The following is an 18,834-nucleotide window of genomic DNA, read 5'->3' as shown; positions in this document are numbered from 1 at the left end:
GACTCCCCCGGGGTGACACCCCCCGATCGATCCCTCACGATTCACCCAGCGGTGCCCCGAATGCCCCGGAAGCCGGATTCGCCCGCAGGAACATCGGTCATCGACACAGAGGTCGCGCGCACACATTGACAGGGACACGCCCCCGCGACACTCTCGGAGAGCGCTCTCCGAGCCGGCTACGGGAAGCCGGTCTCCCCTCAGCACCCGTCAGGAGCCCACGTGTTCAGACCACCTCACGCTGTTTCCGGCCGCCCGCGCGCCGGACGTCGATTCGTCTCACTCGCCGCACTCGGCGCCCTCGTCGCGTCCTCTCTCACCCTCCTCACGGCGCCGGGCGCCTCGGCCGCCGACACCCTGCTGTCACAGGGCCGGCCCGCCACCGCCTCCTCGGCGGAGGGCGACGGCTACTCCGCCGCGGCGGCGGTCGACGGCAACCTCACGGGTACCCGGTGGGCGAGCCAGTGGAGCGATCCGCAGTGGATCCAGATCGACCTGGGCGCCACCGTGAACCTCAGCCGGGCCGTCCTGACCTGGGAGTCCGCTTACGGCAAGTCGTACGAGATCCAGGCGTCCGACAACGGCACCGACTGGCGGAGCCTGCGTACGGTCCCCCAGGGCGACGGCGGCACGGACGATCTCACCCTCTCCGGTTCCGGCCGGTACGTACGGATGCTCGGCACCCAGCGGGCCGGCGGCTACGGCTACTCGCTCTGGGAGTTCCAGGTCTACGGCAGCACCGGCACCACCACCCCGCCGGCCACCGGGGGCGCGGTGAAGGTCACCGGATCGCAGGGGAGCTGGCAGTTGCAGGTGGGCGGTCAGCCCTACACCGTGAAGGGCCTCACCTGGGGCCCCTCCGTCGCCGACTCCCCCAAGTACCTGCCGGACGTGAAGTCCATGGGCGTCAACACCATCCGCACCTGGGGCACCGACGGTTCGACCAAGCCGCTGCTCGACGCCGCGGCGGCCAACGGCATCCGGATCATCAACGGCTTCTGGCTGCAGCCCGGCGGCGGCCCGGGCAGTGGCGGCTGCGTCAACTACGTCACGGACACCACCTACAAGAACGACTCGCTGGCGGAGTTCGCCAAGTGGGTGGACGCCTACAAGTCGCACCCGGCGACCCTGATGTGGAACGTCGGCAACGAGTCGGTACTCGGCCTCCAGAACTGCTACAGCGGTACGGAGCTGGAGGCGCAGCGCAACGCGTACACCACCTTCGTCAACGATGTCGCGAAGAAGATCCACTCGATCGACCCGGACCACCCGGTGACCTCGACCGACGCGTGGACGGGCGCCTGGCCGTACTACAAGCGCAATTCGCCCGACCTCGACCTGTACTCGATGAACTCCTACGGCGACGTCTGCAACGTGCAGCGCGACTGGGTGGCGGGCGGTTACACCAAGCCCTACATCATCACGGAGACCGGTCCGGCCGGTGAGTGGGAGGTCGCGAACGACGCGAACGGCATCCCGGAGCAGAAGACCGACGTGCAGACCGCCGCGGGGTACACCAACGCGTGGAACTGCATCACCGCCCACCGGGGGGTGGCGCTCGGTGCCACGATGTTCCACTACGGCACCGAGCACGACTTCGGCGGGATCTGGTTCAACCTGCTGCCCGGCGGGTTCAAACGGCTCTCGTACTACGCGGTGAAGCAGGCGTACGCCGGCTCGACCGCCGGGGACAACACGCCCCCGGTGATCAGCAACATGACCGTCACCCCGGCGTCGGCGGCCCCGGCCGGGAAGGAGTTCACCGTCCGCGCGGACGTCCGTGACCCGGACAACGACCCGGTGACATACAAGATCTTCCTCAGCGGGAACTACGCCACCGGTGACAAGGCGCTGGTGGAGGCCGCGTGGCGGTCCACCGGGAACGGCACCTTCGCCGTGACGGCGCCCGAGAAGCTGGGCGTCTGGAAGGTCTACATCCGTGCGGAGGACGGGCATGGGAACGCGGGCTTCGAGACGAAGTCGGTGAAGGTGGTGGCGCCGTCGGTGGACGGCACCAACGTGGCGCTGAACAAGCCGACGACGGCCTCCTCCTCGCAGGCGTCGTACGGCGACTGCCCCTGCACCCCGGCGATGGCCACGGACGGCAACCCGGTCACCCGGTGGGCGAGCGACTGGAGCGATCCGCAGTCCATCCAGGTCGACCTGGGGGCGCGTACAGCGCTGCGGACGCTCCAGCTCCTGTGGGATCCGGCTTTCGCATCCGCCTACGAGGTGCAGCTCTCCGACGACGGCACCACCTGGCGCACCGTGTTCACGACCACCACCGGCAACGGTGACATCGACACCATCGCCCTCGGGCAGACGGCCCGCCACGTCCGCCTCGCGCTCAAGGCCCGTGGCACGGGCTGGGGTTACTCACTGCACGAATTCGGCGTGTACGCCTGACGGACCGGCGTCGCACTCCCCCTCCTCCGTGCCGCCGGTGCCGGACGGGCACCGGCGGCATCCCACCCCCCTCCAGCGGAGAGGCACTCCATGAAAGGCACGAAGAACCAGAAGGGCGCCGCGAGAAGGCTCTCGGCGATCCTGGTCGGCACGGCTCTGGCCGCCACCCTCCTCGGCGTCGGATCGACCCTGACCGCGGGCGCTCCCGCCGCGTCGTCCGCCACCGTCGTGGCGGGCGCGAGCACGGCGGACTCACCCCACATGGGGCACGTCGCCGCAGCCGCCTCGGCAGCGTCGGCGGACGACGTGGACGGAGACGGCTACATCCCCGCCGTCCCGCCCGTCACGGGGGTGACCCCGTCGTGGGGGACGCCCGCGCCGCGCTACTTCCACGAGTTCCAGGCGAACTGTTCGGTCACCCACACCGCGCCGGACGACCCGATCGTCTTCCCCGGCCAGGCCGGCGCGTCCCACGACCACACCTTCATGGGCAACACGACGACCAACTCCCAGAGCGTGACCGCCTCGCTGTACGGCGGCAACACGACCTGCAAGGTGCCCGGCGACTCCTCGGCGTACTGGATGCCGTCCCTCTTCAAGGGCGACACCAAGATCCTGCCGACCGGTCCGCAGGTCATCTACTACAAGGCGGGCGTGACCGACTACACCAGCGTCCGTCCCTTCCCGAAGGGGCTGCGCTACGTCGTGGGAAGTCCGCTGCAGAGCGCGGACCAGTTCCGCGCGCTCAAGGGCTGGGTGGAGGGCTGGGAGTGCGGGGAGAGCTTTGGGAACATCGACTTCCCGGCCACCTGCCCGGCCGGTAGTCAGCTCAACATCCGGATGCAGGCGCCCAGTTGCTGGGACGGGCTGCACCTGGACACGCCGAACCACCAGGCCCACATGGCGTATCCGGTCGTGAAGCCCGGCACCAACGACAACGTCTGCCCGGCCGACCACCCGGTGGCGCTGCCGATGGTCGAGTTCAAGATGGCGTTTCCCGTGAGCGGCGACATGTCGCAGGTCAGGCTGGCGAGCGGGCGCGGGTACTCCTTCCACTACGACTTCTTCAACGCGTGGAACGAGCCGACGCTCCGGGCGATGGTGGACCACTGCATCGTCGGTGGTCTGCAGTGCGACGCCCGCGGCTGGGACCAGAACCACCCGGAGGCCGGCGCAGCGCTGAACGCGGAGTACCGCCTGCCCTAGGGGTACTGACCCGTACCGGCCCGCTCCACCCGTGAGCCCCCGGTCCGTCCCGTTTCCCGCCCCGCTGCGGGACGGGCCGGGTCGGAGCGGTGGCGCACCTTCCTGGTGGAGACGCCGCTACGCCGAGGCGCGCACCACGAGTTCGGGGTCGAAGATGACGGCGGTGGGTTCGGTCCGCGTCCCCTCGATCTCCTCCTGCAGCAGGCACGCCATGCGGGCCGCCATCTCCTCCATCGGCTGGCGGACCGTGGTGAGCGCCGGTTCGGCGGCGGTCGCGACGCTGGAGTCGTCGAATCCGACGACCGCGACGTCCTCGGGCACCCTGCGGCCAAGCTCCCGCAGGGCGTCGCAGACGCCTCGGGCCATGACGTCGTTGGCGGCGAACACACCGTCGATCAGCGGGTGTTCACGTAGCAGGCGGCGGAGGGCGGACGCCCCGCTGTCGGCGGTGAACCCGCCCTCGGCGACGGGTACGTACGGGTGGCCGTGGCGTTCCATCGTCTCCCGGAACCCGGCCAGCCGGTCCTGCGCGGCCGGCAGGTCCAGCGGTCCGGTGATGGTGGCGACGCGTCGGCATCCACGGGACAGCAGGTGTTCGGCGGCCAGCCGGGCGCCGTCCCGGTGCGCCAGGTCCACGTAGGTCACGGGGGCGGCGACCCCGGGGCGGGCGAAGAGCACGCACGGCAGCCGCTCGGCCGCGAGGAGCGCGGGCAGCGGGTCCTCGGCGTGCGTGGAGAAGATCAGCGCGCCGTCCGCCCGGCCCTGCCGGAGGTACTCCACCACGTCGTGCCGGGCGGCGTCCGTCTCCGCGAACATCAGCACCGGGTACATCGAGCGGGGCCGGAGGAAGCCGACGACCCCGCTGACCACCCGGCCGAAGAAGGGGTCGGCCAGCGCCTGCGTGGCGAAGACGTTCTGGCCGTCCTCGGAGTCGTCCCCCGCCCCGGAGACCACGAGGGCCAGGGTCCGGGCCCGCCGGGTCACCAGGGCCCGGGCGGCACCGTTGGGGGCGTAGCCGGTCCGCGCGATGGCATCCCGTACCGCGTCCTGGATGGCGGGGTCCACGTTGCGGATGCCGTTGACCACGCGGGACACGGTGGCGCGGGAGACGCCCGCCTCCCGCGCGACGTCTTCGAGCCTGGGGGCGCGTCTGGTCATGCCGGTACCCTACCGGCGGAGCTCAGTGGCCGGGGAAGCGCTCTCCGAGGAAGCGGCCGTCTCCCGTGGAGCGGATCTCCACGGAGGCGACCAGGGGCAGTCGCCCGGCGCTGGGCCCCGCGTGCACCTCGTACGTACCCGGCTCGGTGAGCCAGCCGCGTTCCCGCGGGGACCAGTGGTGCAGGGCGCGGTGCGGCACGCGTACGGCGGCGGTGACGGTCTCGCCGGGTGCGGCTTCGACGGACGCGTATCCGGCCAGCCACCGTACGGGGCGTTCCACCGCCGAGCCGGGCCTGGCCAGGTACACCTGCACGACCTCCCGGCCCCGCCGGCCGCCGGTGTTGCGGAGCCGTACGGAGACCGTGAAGGCGGTCTCCTCGTCGGCCGTCTCCGTTGACGGGGTGACGGACGCGCTCTCGTACCCCCACGTCGTGTAACCGAGTCCGTGGCCGAACCAGTAGGCGGGGGCGCGGTGTTCACGCAGCCAGGCCCGGTGGCCGATGTGCGGGCCCTCGGCGTACCGCAGCACGCCGTCCACCGGCCGCGTGGCGCTGACCGGCGCGTCGGCGAGGATGGCCGGCCAGGTGGTCGGCAGCCGGCCGCCCGGTTCGGCGGCGCCGAACAGCACGTCGGCCAGTCCGGTCCCCGCCTCCTGCCCGGGGAACCAGGCAAGCAGGACGGCGGGAGCATCCTCGCGCCACGGCATCTCCACCGGTCCCCCGGAGTTGACGATGACGACGGTACGCGGCTGGGCGGCGATCACCGCGCGGACGAGGGCGTCCTGGTCGCCGGGGAGCGCGAGGGTGGTCCGGTCGTGCCCCTCCGACTCGCTGTCCTGGGTGGTGCCCACGAACACGACGGCCGCGTCCGCCGAGCGGGCGGCGTCCACCGCTTCCGCCAGGGCGGTCGCACGGTCGGGCCGCGGCGGCGCGGCCGTCACGAGGATGGCGCGTCCGGTCTCCTCGGCGAGCTCACGGCGGGCCACGACCAGCGCGGGCCGCCCGGCGGTGAGGGCGATCTCCCCGTACTGGCTCGGCGGGTTGACGTGCACCACCGCCGGGTCGTCCGTCTCGCGCGGGAACACCCCGTCGACCAGCGGCGTGCCGTCGACCGTGAGGCTCATCCGGCCGAAGCCGCCGACGCCGAAGGTCCAGGTGCCGCCCGCGGCGGGCAGCAGCCGCGCGCTGATCTCCACGGTGTGCGCGCCGGGCGGCAGGGGCGGCTCGATCTGCCGCCCCGACTCCCGGTGTCCCGCGTACAGTTCGGCGCCGTCCGCGGCGAGCACCCGCAGCAGCGTACCGGGCCGGCCGTCGCGCGGGTCGTGGCACCCGGGGCCGCCGAGGAAGGGGGGTGCGCCCAGGGCCGGGCCGGGGGCGTGCACGACCCGGACGGTGGGAGCGAGGGTCTCGCGGAAGGCGCCGAGCGGCGTGGAGACGTGCCGGGGGTGGACGCCGGCGCTGCCGCCGCCCTGCACCCGGGGGTCCGCCGCCTGCGCGCCGATCACCGCGAGGGAGGTGAGCGAGGCCGGGTCGAGGGGCAGCACACCCCGGTTGCCGAGGAGCACGCACCCGGCCGCGACCGCACGGCGCAGCAGGGCGCCCGGCTCCTCCGGTTCCACCACGGGCCCCGGGGAGGGCGCCGGATCCGTCGGAGCGGAGCGGTGGAGCGCGCCGACCCGGTCGGCGAGCCGCAGCAGTCTGGTCACCTTCTCGTCGACCGCGGCCATGGGGACACGCCCGTCCTCGATCGCCCGGCCGAGACGGTTGTCCCAGGGGCTCTCGGGGCCGGGCATCGCCAGGTCCAGGGCGGCGAGGGCGGTGGGGACGGTGGAGCGGACCGCGCCCCAGTCGGAGACGAGGACGCCGTCGAATCCCCACTCCTCCTTGAGCGGCCGTGCCAGCAGCGGGCTCTCGGCCAGCGTGGTGCCGTTGACGGCGTTGTAGCCGCACATCACCACCCGTACCCGGGCCGCCCGCACGGCGGCCTCGAACGGGAGGAGGTAGACCTCGCGCAGGGTGCGCTCGTCGAGGTCGACGGAGACGGTGAGGCGGTCCGTCTCGGAGTCGTTGGCGACGTAGTGCTTGGCGGTCGCGGCGACGCCGTGCGCCTGGATGCCCCGGATCAGGGCGGCGCCGGTGCGGGCGGTCAGCTCGGGGTCCTCGGAGTAGCACTCGAAGTGGCGCCCGCCCAGTGGGGACCGGTGCAGGTTGAGGGTGGGCGCCAGCACGACGTCCACGCCCTTGGCCTTCGCCTCGACGGCGAGCAGGGCCCCCAGGCGCTCGGCCAGGTCCTCGTCCCACATCGCGCCGACGGCCGACGCGGACGGGAGCAGCGCGGAGGTGTTCCGCTCGTCCCAGCTCTCGCCGCGCACCCCGGCCGGCCCGTCCGACATCGTCATCGGGCGCAGCCCCACGGCGGGCTCGTCCGCGGTGCGCCAGGTGGTCGCGCCGGTGAGCAGGCGAACCTTCTGGCGCGGGTCCAACTTGTCGAGCAGCCGGGCGATTTCTTCCTGCGTCACCGAGTTCCCCCTCGCGAGGCGTTCCCCGCAGGGCGTGGAGAGCGCTCTCCCAGAGCATCGCCAAAAGGCCCTCGCGTGTCAACGCGCAAGGACGCCGGGAGGGACGCCGGGAAGGACGCTGGACGACACCTCGGGCGCGCGGGAATCGCCGTACGGGGACGGCGACGGCTCGCGTACGGAGGCGCCCCCGCTGCGCGGGCTTCCCGGCGGCCGGCAGGTCTCCTGCCACAGGTCGCGGACGACGGGACGCCCCCGGACACGACAACTCCGTAGCAGCCGCCGCGCCCGCCGCCGTATCCTCCGCGCACCACCATCCGAGCACCGCTCGCGCAGCCGCACCCGCATGCCGCAGCAAGGAGCCGCATCCATGTTCACCACCCGCCCGACCCTCCAGGGCACCTTCGGCATGGTGTCCTCCACCCACTGGCTCGCCTCGCAGTCCGCGATGGCGGTCCTGGAGGACGGCGGCAACGCCTTCGACGGCGCCGTCGCCGCGGGCTTCGTCCTGCACGTCGTCGAGCCCCACCTCAACGGCCCCGCCGGCGAGGTGCCGATCATCCTGGCACCCCGGGACGGCGGCGTGCGGGTGCTGTGCGGCCAGGGGTCCGCCCCCGCCGGGGCGAGCGCCGCCCACTACCGTTCCCTCGGTCTGGAGCTGGTGCCCGGCACCGGTCCGCTGGCCGCCGCCGTCCCCGGTGCGTTCGACGCCTGGATGGTGCTGCTGCGCGACCACGGCACCCGTACCCTCGCCGAGGTGCTGCGGTACGCGATCGGGTACGCGGAGGACGGCCACGCTCCCGTCGAGCGCCTCGGGCAGACCGTCGAGACCGTCCGGGAGCTCTTCGAGAACGAGTGGAAGACCTCCGCCGAGGTCTACCTGCCCGGCGGTACGTCCCCCGAGCCGGGCAAGCTCTTCCGCAACCCCGCGCTCGCCGCCACCTGGCGCCGGCTCCTCGCAGAGGCCGAGAAGGCGGGCGGCGGGAACCGGGTCGCGCAGATCGAGGCCGCACGGACCGTCTGGCGTGAGGGCTTCATCGCGGAGGCGATGGTCCGGCAGGCCGCCACACCCACCATGGACACCACCGGGACCCTGCACACCGGCACGCTGACCGCCGCCGACGTGGCCGGCTGGTCCGCGTCGTACGAGGCCCCCGCCACCTACGAGTGGAACGGCTGGACCCTCGCCAAGGCCGCCGGCTGGAGCCAGGGTCCGTCCTTCCTCCAGCAGCTCGCCCTGCTCCCCGAGGAGCTGCCCGCGTACGGCTCCGCCGAGTACACGCACCTGCTCATCGAGGGCTGCAAGCTCGCCATGGCCGACCGGGAGGCCTGGTACGGGGACGCCGCCGAGGTGCCCCTGGGCACCCTGCTCTCCCCCGAGTACAACGCCCGGCGCCGCACCCTGATCACCGACCGGGCCTCACGGGAGCTGCGTCCGGGCAGCCCCGACGGCCGTACGCCGGTTCTCAGCGCGCACGCCCTCGCGGTCGCCGCCGGAGAGCCGGGCTTCGACGCCATGGGCCTCGCCGCCGCCGGGGTCGGGGAGCCGACCGTCGCCAGGGACGGCGCCACCCGCGGCGACACCTGCCACGTCGACGTCGTCGACCGGTGGGGCAACATGATCTCGGCGACGCCGAGCGGTGGCTGGCTCCAGTCCAACCCCGTCATACCGGAGCTGGGCTTCCCCCTCGGAACCCGGCTGCAGATGGCGTGGCTGGACGAGGGTCTGCCCAACACCCTCACCCCGGGCCGCCGCCCCCGCACCACCCTCACACCGTCCCTCGCCCTGCGCGACGGTGTCCCGGTACTGGCCTTCGGTACCCCCGGTGGTGATCAGCAGGACCAGTGGCAGATCCACTTCTTCCTCGCCGTCGTGCTGCGCGACCGGGTGCGCGGCGGGCTCGACCTGCAGGGCGCGGTCGACGCCCCCAACTGGCACAACGACAGCTTCCCGGGGTCGTTCTACCCGCGCGGGATGCGCCCCGGCAGCGTCACCGCGGAGGAGGGCATGGACGCGGGGGTCGTGGAGGAACTGCGCCGCCGGGGCCACGACGTCACGGTCGGGGACGCCTGGTCGGAGGGCCGGCTCTGCGCGGTCGCCCGCGACCCCGGTACGGGCGTGCTCTCCGCCGCGGCCAACCCGCGCGGCATGCAGGGCTACGCGGTCGGCCGCTGATCCCTCTGGCCGCTGATCCCTCTGGCTGCTGATCCCTTCGGCCGCTGATCCCTTCGGTCGCCGCTCCCGGTTGCCCCGGTCGCATGGAGGGCGCCGCACAGCTCGCTCACACCGTCCGCTGCCAGGCGATTCACGCCGTCCGCTCGGGGACGATCAAGCCGTCCGTGCCGGGGCGATCTCGGCGATCAGACCCTCGACCAGGGTCTTGATCTCGTCGCGGATCGGGCGGACGGCGGCGACGCCCTGGCCGGCGGGGTCCTCCAGCGTCCAGTCGAGGTAGCGCTTGCCGGGGAAGACGGGGCAGGTGTCGCCGCAGCCCATCGTGATGCAGACGTCGGACTCGTGGACCGCGTCGACGGTGAGGATCTTCGGTTTCTCGGCGGAGATGTCGATGCCGACCTCGGCCATCGCCTCGACCGCGGCCGGGTTGACGGCGGCGCCCGGGTTCGAGCCGGCGGAGCGGACCTCGACGCGGTCTCCGGCCAGGTGGGCCAGCCATGCGGCGGCCATCTGGGAACGGCCGGCGTTGTGGACACAGACGAACAGGACGGACGGCTTGCCGGACTCGGCCATGGTGATCGTTCTCTCTCGTCGCACGACGGCGGTGGCCGCCAGTCACTTCAGCGCCCGCTGGTATCAGCGAACCATGATGTGAAAGTATCAGTGCATGCTGACTTCAGTCGATCCTGATGTGATGCGAGTTCTGGGCGATCCACTCCGCCTGAAGATCGTGACCCTGCTGGCCCGCGAGACGCTCTGCACCACTCACCTCGTGGAGGAGACCGGAGCCAAGCAGACCAACCTCTCCAACCACATGAAGATCCTGCGCGAGGCCGGTGTCGTGGAGACCGAGCCGTGCGGCCGCTACACCTATTACAAGCTGCGACCCGAGGTCCTGGCCGGGTTGTCCGAGCAGTTCGCCGCGCTCGCCGCGTCCGCCCGTACCGCCTACGAGAACAAGAGGGCCTGCCCGTGACCTCCACCGAGCCCACCACCGCCCGGGACGCCGGTCCGACCGGGGACGACTCGGTCGTCCGCAAGCTCTCCACCCTCGACCGCTACCTCGCGGTGTGGATCCTGCTCGCCATGGCCGTCGGCCTGGGCCTGGGCCGCCTCGTCCCGGGCATGGACGACGCGCTCGCGAAGATCGAGGTGGGCGGGGTCTCCCTGCCGATCGCGCTCGGCCTGCTCGTGATGATGTACCCGGTGCTCGCGAAGGTCCGCTACGACCGGCTCGACCGCGTGACCGGCGACAAGAAGCTGATGGTCTCCTCCCTGGTCATCAACTGGATCGTCGGGCCCGCGGTCATGTTCGCGCTGGCGTGGATCTTCCTGCCGGATCTCCCCGAGTACCGCACCGGGCTGATCGTCGTGGGCCTCGCCCGCTGCATCGCCATGGTCATCATCTGGAATGACCTCGCCTGCGGCGACCGGGAGGCCGCCGCCGTCCTCGTCGCTCTCAACAGCGTGTTCCAGGTCATCGCCTTCGGCCTGCTCGGCTGGTTCTACCTCGACCTGCTGCCCCAGTGGCTCGGCCTGGGCGACGGCCAGGGCCTCGACGTACCCGTCTGGCACATCGCGCTGAACGTCGTCGTCTTCCTCGGCATCCCCCTGCTCGCCGGGTTCCTCACCCGCCGCGTCGGCGAGGGGAAGCTGGGACGGGAGAAGTACGAGCAGCGCTTCCTGCCGAGGATCGGCCCCTGGGCGCTGTACGGGCTGCTGTTCACGATCGTCGTCCTGTTCGCACTCCAGGGGAAGACGATCACCTCCCAGCCGCTGGACGTCGTACGGATCGCGCTGCCGCTGCTGGTCTACTTCGCGATCATGTTCTTCGGAAGCTTCCTCCTCGGCAAGGGCCTCGGCCTCGCGTACGACCGCACCGCCACGCTCGCGTTCACGGCCGCCGGGAACAACTTCGAACTGGCCATCGCGGTCGCGATCGCCACGTTCGGCGTCACCTCCGGCCAGGCCCTCTCCGGCGTCGTCGGCCCGCTGATCGAGGTGCCCGTCCTGATCGGGCTCGTGTACGTCGCGCTCGCCTGGCGCCGCAGGTTCGCCGCCGACGCGGTGACGACCGCTCCCTGACGCAGCGGATCGGCGGGGTGGTGGGCCGGCGGTGGCGGGGCGGGCTCATTGCCGGCTGCCACCTCCGCTGCTGGAGCCGCGGAGGTGGTGACGGGCGGCAAGATCCCGCTCGTCGCCCGCCACGACTCCCCGGAGCGCGTTACTACTCCGCCACTGCCCCGCCTCTTCATCAACCACCTGCACGATTCGGTCCGTGGAAGACTGCGTACGAGCGACACCGACACTGGTCGGCGGACGGCACATGGGACCAAGTCTGTGCGGCTGTCCTGGCCGACGCCGACTCGGAAGGCCGCATCGGCTGGTCGACGGTGAGCATGGACTCCACCTCCTGCCGGGCCCACCAGCACGCCGCCGGGGCCCGCAAGAGGCCGCCGCGCCTGGCGGGAAATAGGCGGACGCCTCCGCAGCACCGCCCCGAGGAGGGACTCGGACGCTCCCGGGGCGGTGTGACCTGCAAGATCCACCTCGCCGGTGAGGGCGGACGCCGCCCTTTGGCCCTGCTGATTACTCCGGGTCAGTGGGGAGACGCCCCGCAGCTTCCCGATCCTCGACCGCATCCGAGTCGGCCGACTGGGCGGCGGGCACCCGCGCACCCGCGCACCCGCGCACCCGGCCGGACCATCTCGGCGGCGATAGGGCCCACTCCTCCCACCGCAACCGCCGCTACCTGCGCCGATGCCGGACGGAGAAAACCATCCCCGAACCGCAGAACCAGCGGGCCAACCGCAAGCGCCGTGGCAGCGAGGGCGGCCGGCCCATCGGTTTCCACAAGACGATCCACAAGCGTAGGGACGAGGTCGCGCGGACGATCAACGCGCTGAAGAACTCGCGGGCCGTGGCGACGAGATATGACCAGCGCGCCCACATCTTCCACGACACCGTCACCCTCGCCTCGATCCGGCTCTGGCTCCCGCCCATGAGCCGGCGGGCTCAGCTCGATGCCTGGGCGCCGGTCAGTTCCGTGATACGGATGGCGGTCTCCTCCGGCAGGACAGGCGGCTCACCTGTGGTCCAGACGGCCCGCACGGACATGCGGTCGATGCGCCAACCGCTGTCGGTGCGTCGGAAGTTCCCCTCGTAGATTCCGCCCACTGTGAAGAGGGGGTTGGCACTCTCGCCCCTTGCTCGGAGCGTGGAGTCCAGATGGACGTGGGTCATGTGGGCATTCCAAGAGGCATGGGCCGTCCGCGCGCCCGGTTCGGCCTGGACGAGGACGTCGGAGGAGATGTGCAGGGTGGCGGCGAACCGGCCGGTGGCCTCCTCCACGTGGCGCACCGCGTCGGCACCTTCGGCCACACCGAGCGGCGTCGTCGTCCGCAGATCATCAGTGAAGTAGGCCCCGGGCCAACCCTCGTCGAACCGCCGCTCGTCCATGGTGCGGAAGAAGCCGCTGATGAGGGTGGTGATCTCGAAGTGGTCCCGGAGATTCGTTGTGCTCGTCATCTCGTTCATGGCTCGATCATTCGGCCTCAACCGCGCTTGAGGTCAAGACGTTCCCTCCCCCGTCGCCGTCAAGAGACCGCGCCAGGCGTCGTGGCTTCGAACATGATCCGCCGGACACGCCCTCACGCAGTCGCGTCGTGGCGAGACAGATCTTGAAGGCGCACGGGACGAGCCCATCCGACGTCGTCATGTCTCTCACCTCGGCAAAGAAGGCCGTACGCAACCGCTCCACAGTCGCACGATCGAGCGGGCCAAGATCATAAAGGCTGGAAACCGCAGCCCATACCTGCTCCACCGGTCCGCTCAGATCGATGGGGACGGTCTCCCAGCCCACCGCCGCGAAGCCTGCTGGTTCGAGGACTTCGTCGAGCCCCTCACGACTCCGTGTCCTTCTGTCCCCCAAAGCCGGGATCCGCTGCGAGGCCGGCGTCTCCTCGATCGTGCGCCGCAACAGCGTGAGGAACCGTTCATAAGCCTCGCCGCCTACGGCCCCGCCTCCCACCACACAGGCCAGAACCCCACCGGGAGACAACACCCGGGCGATCTCGGCCGCGACCTGCTCGATCTCGCTCATCAGCATCAGCGCCATGTGGGAAACGCAGGCGTCGAAACTGTCGTCGGCGAAAGGGAGTTCCTGCGCTCGGCCCTCTTCCAGCTTCGCTGCGGAGAGCGCCGGTCGACGTCGCGCCAGCGCCAGAGAGTGCGAGGACAGGTCCACTCCCGCGAGTTGTCTCCCGGCCTTGCGGGCCAGCAACTCGAGCAGGAGACCATCGCCGCAGCCAAGGTCCAGTACGCGCATGCTTCCAGCCACCTGATCGCACAAGATCTCGTAGCTTGACCGGCCGTCCGGAGCATGGCCACGGCCGAACGCCTCCGCGGTCACTGCCGGGTACGCGGCGTGGAACGCCTGCAGAAACACCTCTTGCGGTGCGGTGGTCGTCACTCACCCAACGTACGCCGCAGGCCAATGGCACGGCCGTCCTTCCGTCGGAAAAGCTCGCTTGGAACCTGCGGTCATCCCGGCAGTCCCCGCACGCGAGAAGGACGCGTGTTCAGACAGAACAGTGCTCAAGACCTGTGGATCAGGGGCGCGAGGCGGAGGGCGTCCCTTGCGAAAGGTTCTGTGAGGTCACCGAGGTCCTGCCGCTGCTCGGAGCAGCCAGCCTCCGCCCCAACACCTCAGCCACCGAACTCTTCCCCGTACCGGGCAGCCCGCCATCACGATCAACATGACGACACCCTCGCACCCCCGACCACCGTCCCGGCCAGAACCGGGCGGCCATCCTCGGCTCGGTCATGCGGCACACCAGCTCGTCCACAGGACGTGACGATTACTCGCTCGGACACTCACCACTCGGTGGACGACGTCACGTGCCGCCCCCGCCGGCCACCTCCGCGTCCCACCTCGCCTTCAGGGGCCGCTCAGGCCGCGGCGGGCGTCGCCAGCAGCCGTCCCATCCCGGCGAGGACCGAAGGCTCGACCCGGTAGTAGACCCAGGTGCCACGCCGCTCCGACGCCAGCAGCCCGGCCTCCTTCAGCTTCTTGAGGTGGTGGGACACCGTGGGCTGGGAGACTCCGACGTCGGAGATGTCGCAGACGCACGCCTCCCCGCCCTCGTGCGACGCCACGGCGGAGAACAGCCGCAGGCGCACCGGGTCGCCGAGCGCCTTGAACATCCGGGAGGCCGTCTGTGCCTCCTCGGCGGACATCGGGCGCTCGGTCAGCGGCGGGCAGCACGGCACCACGCCCCGGCCGTCGGCGGACTCGATCAGCGGCAGCACCTTGGCATTCGACATACGTCTATGTTGACACACGTCGAACCAGTTGGCCCGGGGTCGCCGCTCCTAAGCCGATCGGGTGCCGACCACCGCGCGACACCCCCCACGTCGCGGCTCGCCTCGCGCGGGCACTTCGGCAGGGCGCGCGAGCTCGCCGCCGACGACCAGCAGGCCCGCGCACCCCCGCCCCCCCCGGTTTCGACATCCATCTATGTTGACGCTCATCGAATCAGATGCCATGCTGGACTGCGCAAGTCATCGACAGATGTCGAATCACGCAAGGAGCCGCCGTCGTGAACGCGCCCGCCACCACCGCACCGCCCGTCGTCGTGATCGGAGCCGGACCCGTCGGTCTGGCCGCCGCCGCCCACCTGATCGGCCGCGGCATCGAGCCCCTGGTCCTGGAAGCCGGGGCCACCGCCGGCGCCGCGGTGCGCGACTGGGCACACGTACGTCTCTTCTCGACCTGGGGCGAGCTGGTCGACCCCGCTGCGGAGAAACTCCTCGCTCCCACCGGCTGGACCCGGCCAGACCCGGACACCTACCCCTCGGGCGGCGACTGGGCCGAGCTGTACCTCCAGCCGCTCGCGGACGTCCTCGGCGGCCGCGTACGCCTCGGCGCACGGGTCACCGGGGTCTCGCGCACCGGCCGCGACCGGATCGTGGACGCCGAACGCGACCAGCAGCCCTTCGTCGTGCACCTCACCCGCACCGACGGCCGGGAGGAACGCGTCTACGCCCGCGCCGTCATCGACGCCTCCGGCACCTGGGCCACCCCGTCCCCCGCCGGCGGCAGCGGACTGCCGGCCCTCGGCGAGAAGAGCGCCGCCGACCGGATCACCTACCGCGTCCCCGACCTCAAGGACCCGGCCGTCCGCGCCCGTTACGCGGGCCGCCGCACCGCCGTCATCGGTTCCGGCGCCTCCGCCTTCACCGCGCTCGCCCAACTCGCCGACCTCGCGAGGTCGACCGACGGCACGGGAACGAAGGGCGTCTGGGTCCTGCGTCGGGGCATTTCCGGCTCCACCTTCGGCGGCGGCAGCGCCGACCAGCTCCCCGCCCGCGGCGCCCTCGGACTCGCGGCGAAGGCCGCCGTCGACGACGGCCACGCGGACGCGGTCACCGGCTTCCGCACGGAGGCCGTCGAACGTGACGCGGACGACCGCCTGGTCCTGGTCGGCGAAGACGGGCACCGACTGGAACCGGTCGACGAGGTCATCGTGCTGACCGGCTTCCGCCCCGACCTCAGCTTCCTGAACGAGCTCCGCCTCGGCCTCGACGAGCGCCTCCAGGCCCCGACCGCACTGGCCCCTCTGATCGATCCCAACCAGCACTCCTGCGGCACCGTCTACCCCCACGGGCACCGCGAGCTCTCCCACCCGGAATCCGGGGTCTACCTGGTCGGCATGAAGTCCTACGGCCGCGCCCCCACTTTCCTGGCCATGACCGGATACGAGCAGGTCCGCTCCGTCGCCGCCGCCCTCGCCGGTGACCTCGAAGCCGCCGACCGCGTCGAACTCACCCTCCCCGAAACCGGAGTCTGCGGGGGCGCCGGACTCTTCGACGCCCCCACCACCGCCCCCGACGGCGCGCAGACCGACGGCGGCGGCTGCTGTGCGGCACCGGAACCCGCCCTGGTCCGACTCGGCGTCGGCGTACCGGCCACCACCGCCGAGGACGAGGCCCCGGCAGGCGGCTGCTGCGGCTCCTGACCGGCCTCGACACCCAGCACTCAGGGCCGCGACCCGCACGGGGGTCGGGTGGCGGCCCACGCGGCACCGAAGCGCGTACCCCCGCACGGGGTGCCGGGTGCCGAGGTGCCGAGGTGCCGAGGTGCCGAGTGCCGGGGCGCCGAGGTGCCGGGGCGCCGCGACGAATTCCTGGCGAGCGCCGCTCCCGCACCCTCGCGAGCTCGTCCTGGCCACCGCCTCCCGCGGCACCTCGCCCTCCACTCTCCACTCCCCGGTTCGGCCTGCCCCTCGGATCACGCGGGGCTCGACCCGTACGGGCCGTCAGCGCACCTCGCGGCAGCGCCCTCAGGGGCAGACTCCTCACTCTTTCATGTCTTTTGTCGGACTTTCACGTCCACTTCCTGGACACCCATAAGCTACGTGACGGTCCTGTCCGGCAGTGTGACGCTCGTGGTGGACGATGTGCCGCATCTGCTGGGTACGGGAGACACGGCCCGGTTCTCCGGGCTGAGCAGCCACTACTACTCCACCCACGACTACCCCGCCCTCACCCAGACGATCGTGAGTTACCCCGGGGACTGACTCTCCGTCATGTGTGGCGGCGGTCAGGTACGCAGCACCCGGGAGAGGTAGGCGGCCAACTCCGGCGCACCCTCCGGTTCACAGCGCAGGGCGAGGTATCCGTCCGGGCGGACGAGGAAGCCCGTGGGCCGTTCGGCGCGGTAGATCCGGCGGAACTCCTCCCGGCTGTCGCTCCACACCGGGACCCTGGTGTTCCCGTCCGTGCGGCCGCCGGTGCCGAGTACCGCGACGACGGGCACCCGGCCGTGCGAGCGGTGGGAGACCTCGGCCACCGCTCCGCCGAACCGGTCCAGCGTCGCGGTGTCCGGCCCGTAGAGCACCAGCATGTGGTCGGGTGCGCGCCGCAGCAGGTCGAAGAGCCTGACCGGGTAGGTTGCGAGCGGTCCGAGGAGCCCTCCGCAGTCGGGTGCGCGGTCACCGGAGTCGGGGGCGTCGGCGGCTCCGGAGAGCGCTCCGGTGAGCGGGCCGTCCCGGTAGCCGACGAGGAGTTGGGCCTCACGCAGCATGAGGGTGGCCGGGTCGTCGGGACCGGGCCGCACGCCGCCTCCCGTGGCGTGCCGTACGGTGCGGCCGACGACCTCCTCCCCCACCGGTCTGCGCTCGGCGTCGTAACTCTCCAGCAGCGACGGCGCGGTGAGGCCGGCCGTCGCCAACGCCAGTTTCCAGGCGAGGTTGACGGCGTCCTGAATGCCGGTGTTCATGCCCTGGGCGCCGGTCGGCGGGTGGATGTGCGCGGCGTCCCCGGCGACGAACACCCGGCCCTCGCCGTAACGGTCCACGATGCGGTGGCTGATGCGGAACACGGAGGACCAGCGCATCTCGGAGACCGTGGCGGGTTCGGGGGCGAGCCGGTCCACGACCTCCTGGACATGGGCGAGTCCGGGGTGCGGGCCCTCCTGCGCTCCGTGCGCGACGTGGCCGGGCGGGCCGTCCGCCGTGGAGAGTCCGGGCGGCACCAGCATCGACATCCGGTAGCGCGAGCGGCCGGGCAGCGGGATGCAGACGAGCAGATCGTCGGGCTTGCCGTCGTCGCCGAGGTGCGTCGAGCGGACCCCGTACCCCGCGGGCAGGCTCCAGTCGGTCTCCACGTCCGCCAGCATGTACTCCTCGGCGAACGCACCGCCCTCGAAGGTGAGCCCGAGCCCCTTGCGGACCGCGCTGTGCGCCCCGTCGCACCCGACGAGGTAGCGGGACCTGATGTCCCGGGTGGCGCCGGACGCCGTCAGGACGCTGCTCCACACGCCACCGCCGTCCTGGACGAAGGAGATCAGCTCGGTGCCGCGCTCGACGGACGTGCCGTGCCGTTCCAGGTGCGCGGTGAGTATGCGCTCGGTCTCGTACTGGGGCAACGCGGCGAAGGTGTACGGGATGTCGGCGGGAAGTTCCAGGTCGATACGGCCCTGCTCCTCGCCGTTGACGTAGGCGAGTTGGCCGCGCATCGGGACGGCGGCGTCCAGGGCGTCGTCGATCACCCCCGCGCGGTCCCACAGCTCGAAGGTCCTCGGCTGGATTCCGACCGCCTTCGCGTGTGGAACCGGGGCCTGCAGTCTGTCGATCACCCGGCAGGCGATGCCCCGGCGGCGGAGTTCCAGTGCGGCGGTCAGGCCGACCGGCCCCGCGCCCACGATCAGCACATCGGTACGCACCACGTCCACTCCCGTCCCACAGAGCCCCCGGGATTCCCTTCCATCGTCGCCCCGGCACCGTCCCCGGGCGACCCCTGCCCCGCCGGGAGCACCGGAACGGGGCACCGGAGCACGGGTGGGCCACCGGCGCGGGCGGGCCGAACCTGTGAG

At 71.8% G+C, this 18,834-nt stretch carries 14 protein-coding genes and 1 pseudogene; 8 read left to right on the top strand and 7 right to left on the bottom strand.

What is annotated here, in order from left to right; translation table 11 throughout:
- The first annotated feature begins 219 nt into the window (after nucleotides 1-219).
- Complete coding sequence (locus tag ACFYPN_RS15540) at nucleotides 220-2,403, top strand: discoidin domain-containing protein (protein ID WP_389298545.1); 2,184 nt, start codon at nucleotides 220-222, stop codon at nucleotides 2,401-2,403.
- A 90-nt stretch (nucleotides 2,404-2,493) separates the two neighbouring features.
- Nucleotides 2,494-3,609, top strand: coding sequence for a DUF1996 domain-containing protein (locus tag ACFYPN_RS15535; RefSeq protein ID WP_389298543.1), 1,116 nt, complete (start codon nucleotides 2,494-2,496; stop codon nucleotides 3,607-3,609).
- A 117-nt stretch (nucleotides 3,610-3,726) separates the two neighbouring features.
- Here ACFYPN_RS15535 and ACFYPN_RS15530 read toward each other — a convergent pair whose 3' ends face one another.
- Nucleotides 3,727-4,767 carry a LacI family DNA-binding transcriptional regulator gene (locus ACFYPN_RS15530; RefSeq protein WP_358760057.1) on the bottom strand — a complete coding sequence of 347 codons (1,041 nt, stop codon included), beginning with the start codon at nucleotides 4,765-4,767 and terminating at the stop codon, nucleotides 3,727-3,729.
- 22 nt (nucleotides 4,768-4,789) lie between these two features.
- Entirely contained in the window at nucleotides 4,790-7,285 is a 2,496-nt protein-coding gene (locus tag ACFYPN_RS15525; RefSeq protein WP_389298541.1) for a glycoside hydrolase family 3 C-terminal domain-containing protein, read from the bottom strand.
- 367 nt (nucleotides 7,286-7,652) lie between these two features.
- Here ACFYPN_RS15525 and ACFYPN_RS15520 point away from each other — a divergent pair, with 367 nt between their 5' ends.
- Nucleotides 7,653-9,458 carry a gamma-glutamyltransferase gene (locus ACFYPN_RS15520; RefSeq protein ID WP_358760053.1) on the top strand — a complete coding sequence of 602 codons (1,806 nt, stop codon included), beginning with the start codon at nucleotides 7,653-7,655 and terminating at the stop codon, nucleotides 9,456-9,458.
- Between the two features lie 153 nt (nucleotides 9,459-9,611).
- On the opposite strand, the gene ACFYPN_RS15515 is transcribed toward ACFYPN_RS15520, so the two are convergent.
- Complete coding sequence (locus tag ACFYPN_RS15515; protein WP_358760051.1) at nucleotides 9,612-10,031, bottom strand: arsenate reductase ArsC; 420 nt, start codon at nucleotides 10,029-10,031, stop codon at nucleotides 9,612-9,614.
- 94 nt (nucleotides 10,032-10,125) lie between these two features.
- Between ACFYPN_RS15515 and ACFYPN_RS15510 the strand changes: the two genes are divergently transcribed.
- From ACFYPN_RS15510 to ACFYPN_RS15500, 3 genes and pseudogenes are all read left to right on the top strand, one after another.
- Entirely contained in the window at nucleotides 10,126-10,434 is a 309-nt protein-coding gene (locus ACFYPN_RS15510) for a metalloregulator ArsR/SmtB family transcription factor (protein ID WP_358760049.1), read from the top strand.
- Nucleotides 10,431-11,543, top strand: a complete 1,113-nt coding sequence (gene arsB, locus ACFYPN_RS15505; RefSeq protein ID WP_358760047.1) for an ACR3 family arsenite efflux transporter — start codon at nucleotides 10,431-10,433, stop codon at nucleotides 11,541-11,543. Before ACFYPN_RS15510 ends, arsB begins: the two co-directional genes overlap by 4 nt.
- A gap of 20 nt (nucleotides 11,544-11,563) precedes the next feature.
- A pseudogene (locus ACFYPN_RS15500) lies at nucleotides 11,564-12,453 on the top strand (IS5 family transposase); the annotation flags it as partial.
- Between the two features lie 20 nt (nucleotides 12,454-12,473).
- Here ACFYPN_RS15500 and ACFYPN_RS15495 read toward each other — a convergent pair.
- The 3 genes from ACFYPN_RS15495 to ACFYPN_RS15485 all read right to left on the bottom strand — a co-directional run bounded on the left by ACFYPN_RS15495 (nucleotide 12,474) and on the right by ACFYPN_RS15485 (nucleotide 14,783).
- Nucleotides 12,474-12,995, bottom strand: a complete 522-nt coding sequence (locus tag ACFYPN_RS15495) for a nuclear transport factor 2 family protein (protein WP_358760045.1) — start codon at nucleotides 12,993-12,995, stop codon at nucleotides 12,474-12,476.
- A gap of 7 nt (nucleotides 12,996-13,002) precedes the next feature.
- Entirely contained in the window at nucleotides 13,003-13,929 is a 927-nt protein-coding gene (locus ACFYPN_RS15490; protein WP_358760044.1) for a methyltransferase domain-containing protein, read from the bottom strand.
- Between the two features lie 479 nt (nucleotides 13,930-14,408).
- Nucleotides 14,409-14,783, bottom strand: a complete 375-nt coding sequence (locus tag ACFYPN_RS15485) for a metalloregulator ArsR/SmtB family transcription factor (RefSeq protein WP_358760042.1) — start codon at nucleotides 14,781-14,783, stop codon at nucleotides 14,409-14,411.
- Between the two features lie 275 nt (nucleotides 14,784-15,058).
- On the opposite strand from ACFYPN_RS15485, the gene ACFYPN_RS15480 reads away from it, so the two are divergent.
- Together ACFYPN_RS15480 and ACFYPN_RS15475 are read left to right on the top strand one after the other, a co-directional pair.
- Nucleotides 15,059-16,477: an NAD(P)-binding domain-containing protein gene (locus tag ACFYPN_RS15480; RefSeq protein WP_358760040.1), complete on the top strand. Its 1,419-nt coding sequence runs from the start codon at nucleotides 15,059-15,061 to the stop codon at nucleotides 16,475-16,477.
- A 399-nt stretch (nucleotides 16,478-16,876) separates the two neighbouring features.
- Nucleotides 16,877-17,038, top strand: a complete 162-nt coding sequence (locus ACFYPN_RS15475) for a hypothetical protein (RefSeq protein ID WP_358760038.1) — start codon at nucleotides 16,877-16,879, stop codon at nucleotides 17,036-17,038.
- Nucleotides 17,039-17,061: 23 nt separating this feature from the next.
- Here the strand turns inward: ACFYPN_RS15475 and ACFYPN_RS15470 are convergent, their stop codons facing one another.
- Nucleotides 17,062-18,687 carry an FAD-dependent monooxygenase gene (locus ACFYPN_RS15470; RefSeq protein WP_358760037.1) on the bottom strand — a complete coding sequence of 542 codons (1,626 nt, stop codon included), beginning with the start codon at nucleotides 18,685-18,687 and terminating at the stop codon, nucleotides 17,062-17,064.
- Nucleotides 18,688-18,834 lie beyond the last annotated feature (147 nt).

Origin of the sequence: Streptomyces sp. NPDC005576, assembly GCF_042871745.1 — a bacterium.
Classification (GTDB): Bacteria; Actinomycetota; Actinomycetes; order Streptomycetales; family Streptomycetaceae; genus Streptomyces.
This window is presented reverse-complemented; position numbering and strand designations above follow the sequence as displayed.

Bases quoted from the DNA above. Each gene is read 5' to 3' on its own strand.
- ACFYPN_RS15530 (WP_358760057.1), bottom strand. From the start codon at position 4,767: ATGACCAGACGCGCCCCCAGGCTCGAAGACGTCGCGCGGGAGGCGGGC.
- ACFYPN_RS15520 (WP_358760053.1), top strand. From the start codon at position 7,653: ATGTTCACCACCCGCCCGACCCTCCAGGGCACCTTCGGCATGGTGTCC.
- ACFYPN_RS15515 (WP_358760051.1), bottom strand. From the start codon at position 10,031: ATGGCCGAGTCCGGCAAGCCGTCCGTCCTGTTCGTCTGTGTCCACAAC.
- ACFYPN_RS15535 (WP_389298543.1), top strand. From the start codon at position 2,494: ATGAAAGGCACGAAGAACCAGAAGGGCGCCGCGAGAAGGCTCTCGGCG.
- ACFYPN_RS15510 (WP_358760049.1), top strand. From the start codon at position 10,126: ATGCTGACTTCAGTCGATCCTGATGTGATGCGAGTTCTGGGCGATCCA.
- ACFYPN_RS15495 (WP_358760045.1), bottom strand. From the start codon at position 12,995: ATGAACGAGATGACGAGCACAACGAATCTCCGGGACCACTTCGAGATC.
- ACFYPN_RS15485 (WP_358760042.1), bottom strand. From the start codon at position 14,783: ATGTCGAATGCCAAGGTGCTGCCGCTGATCGAGTCCGCCGACGGCCGG.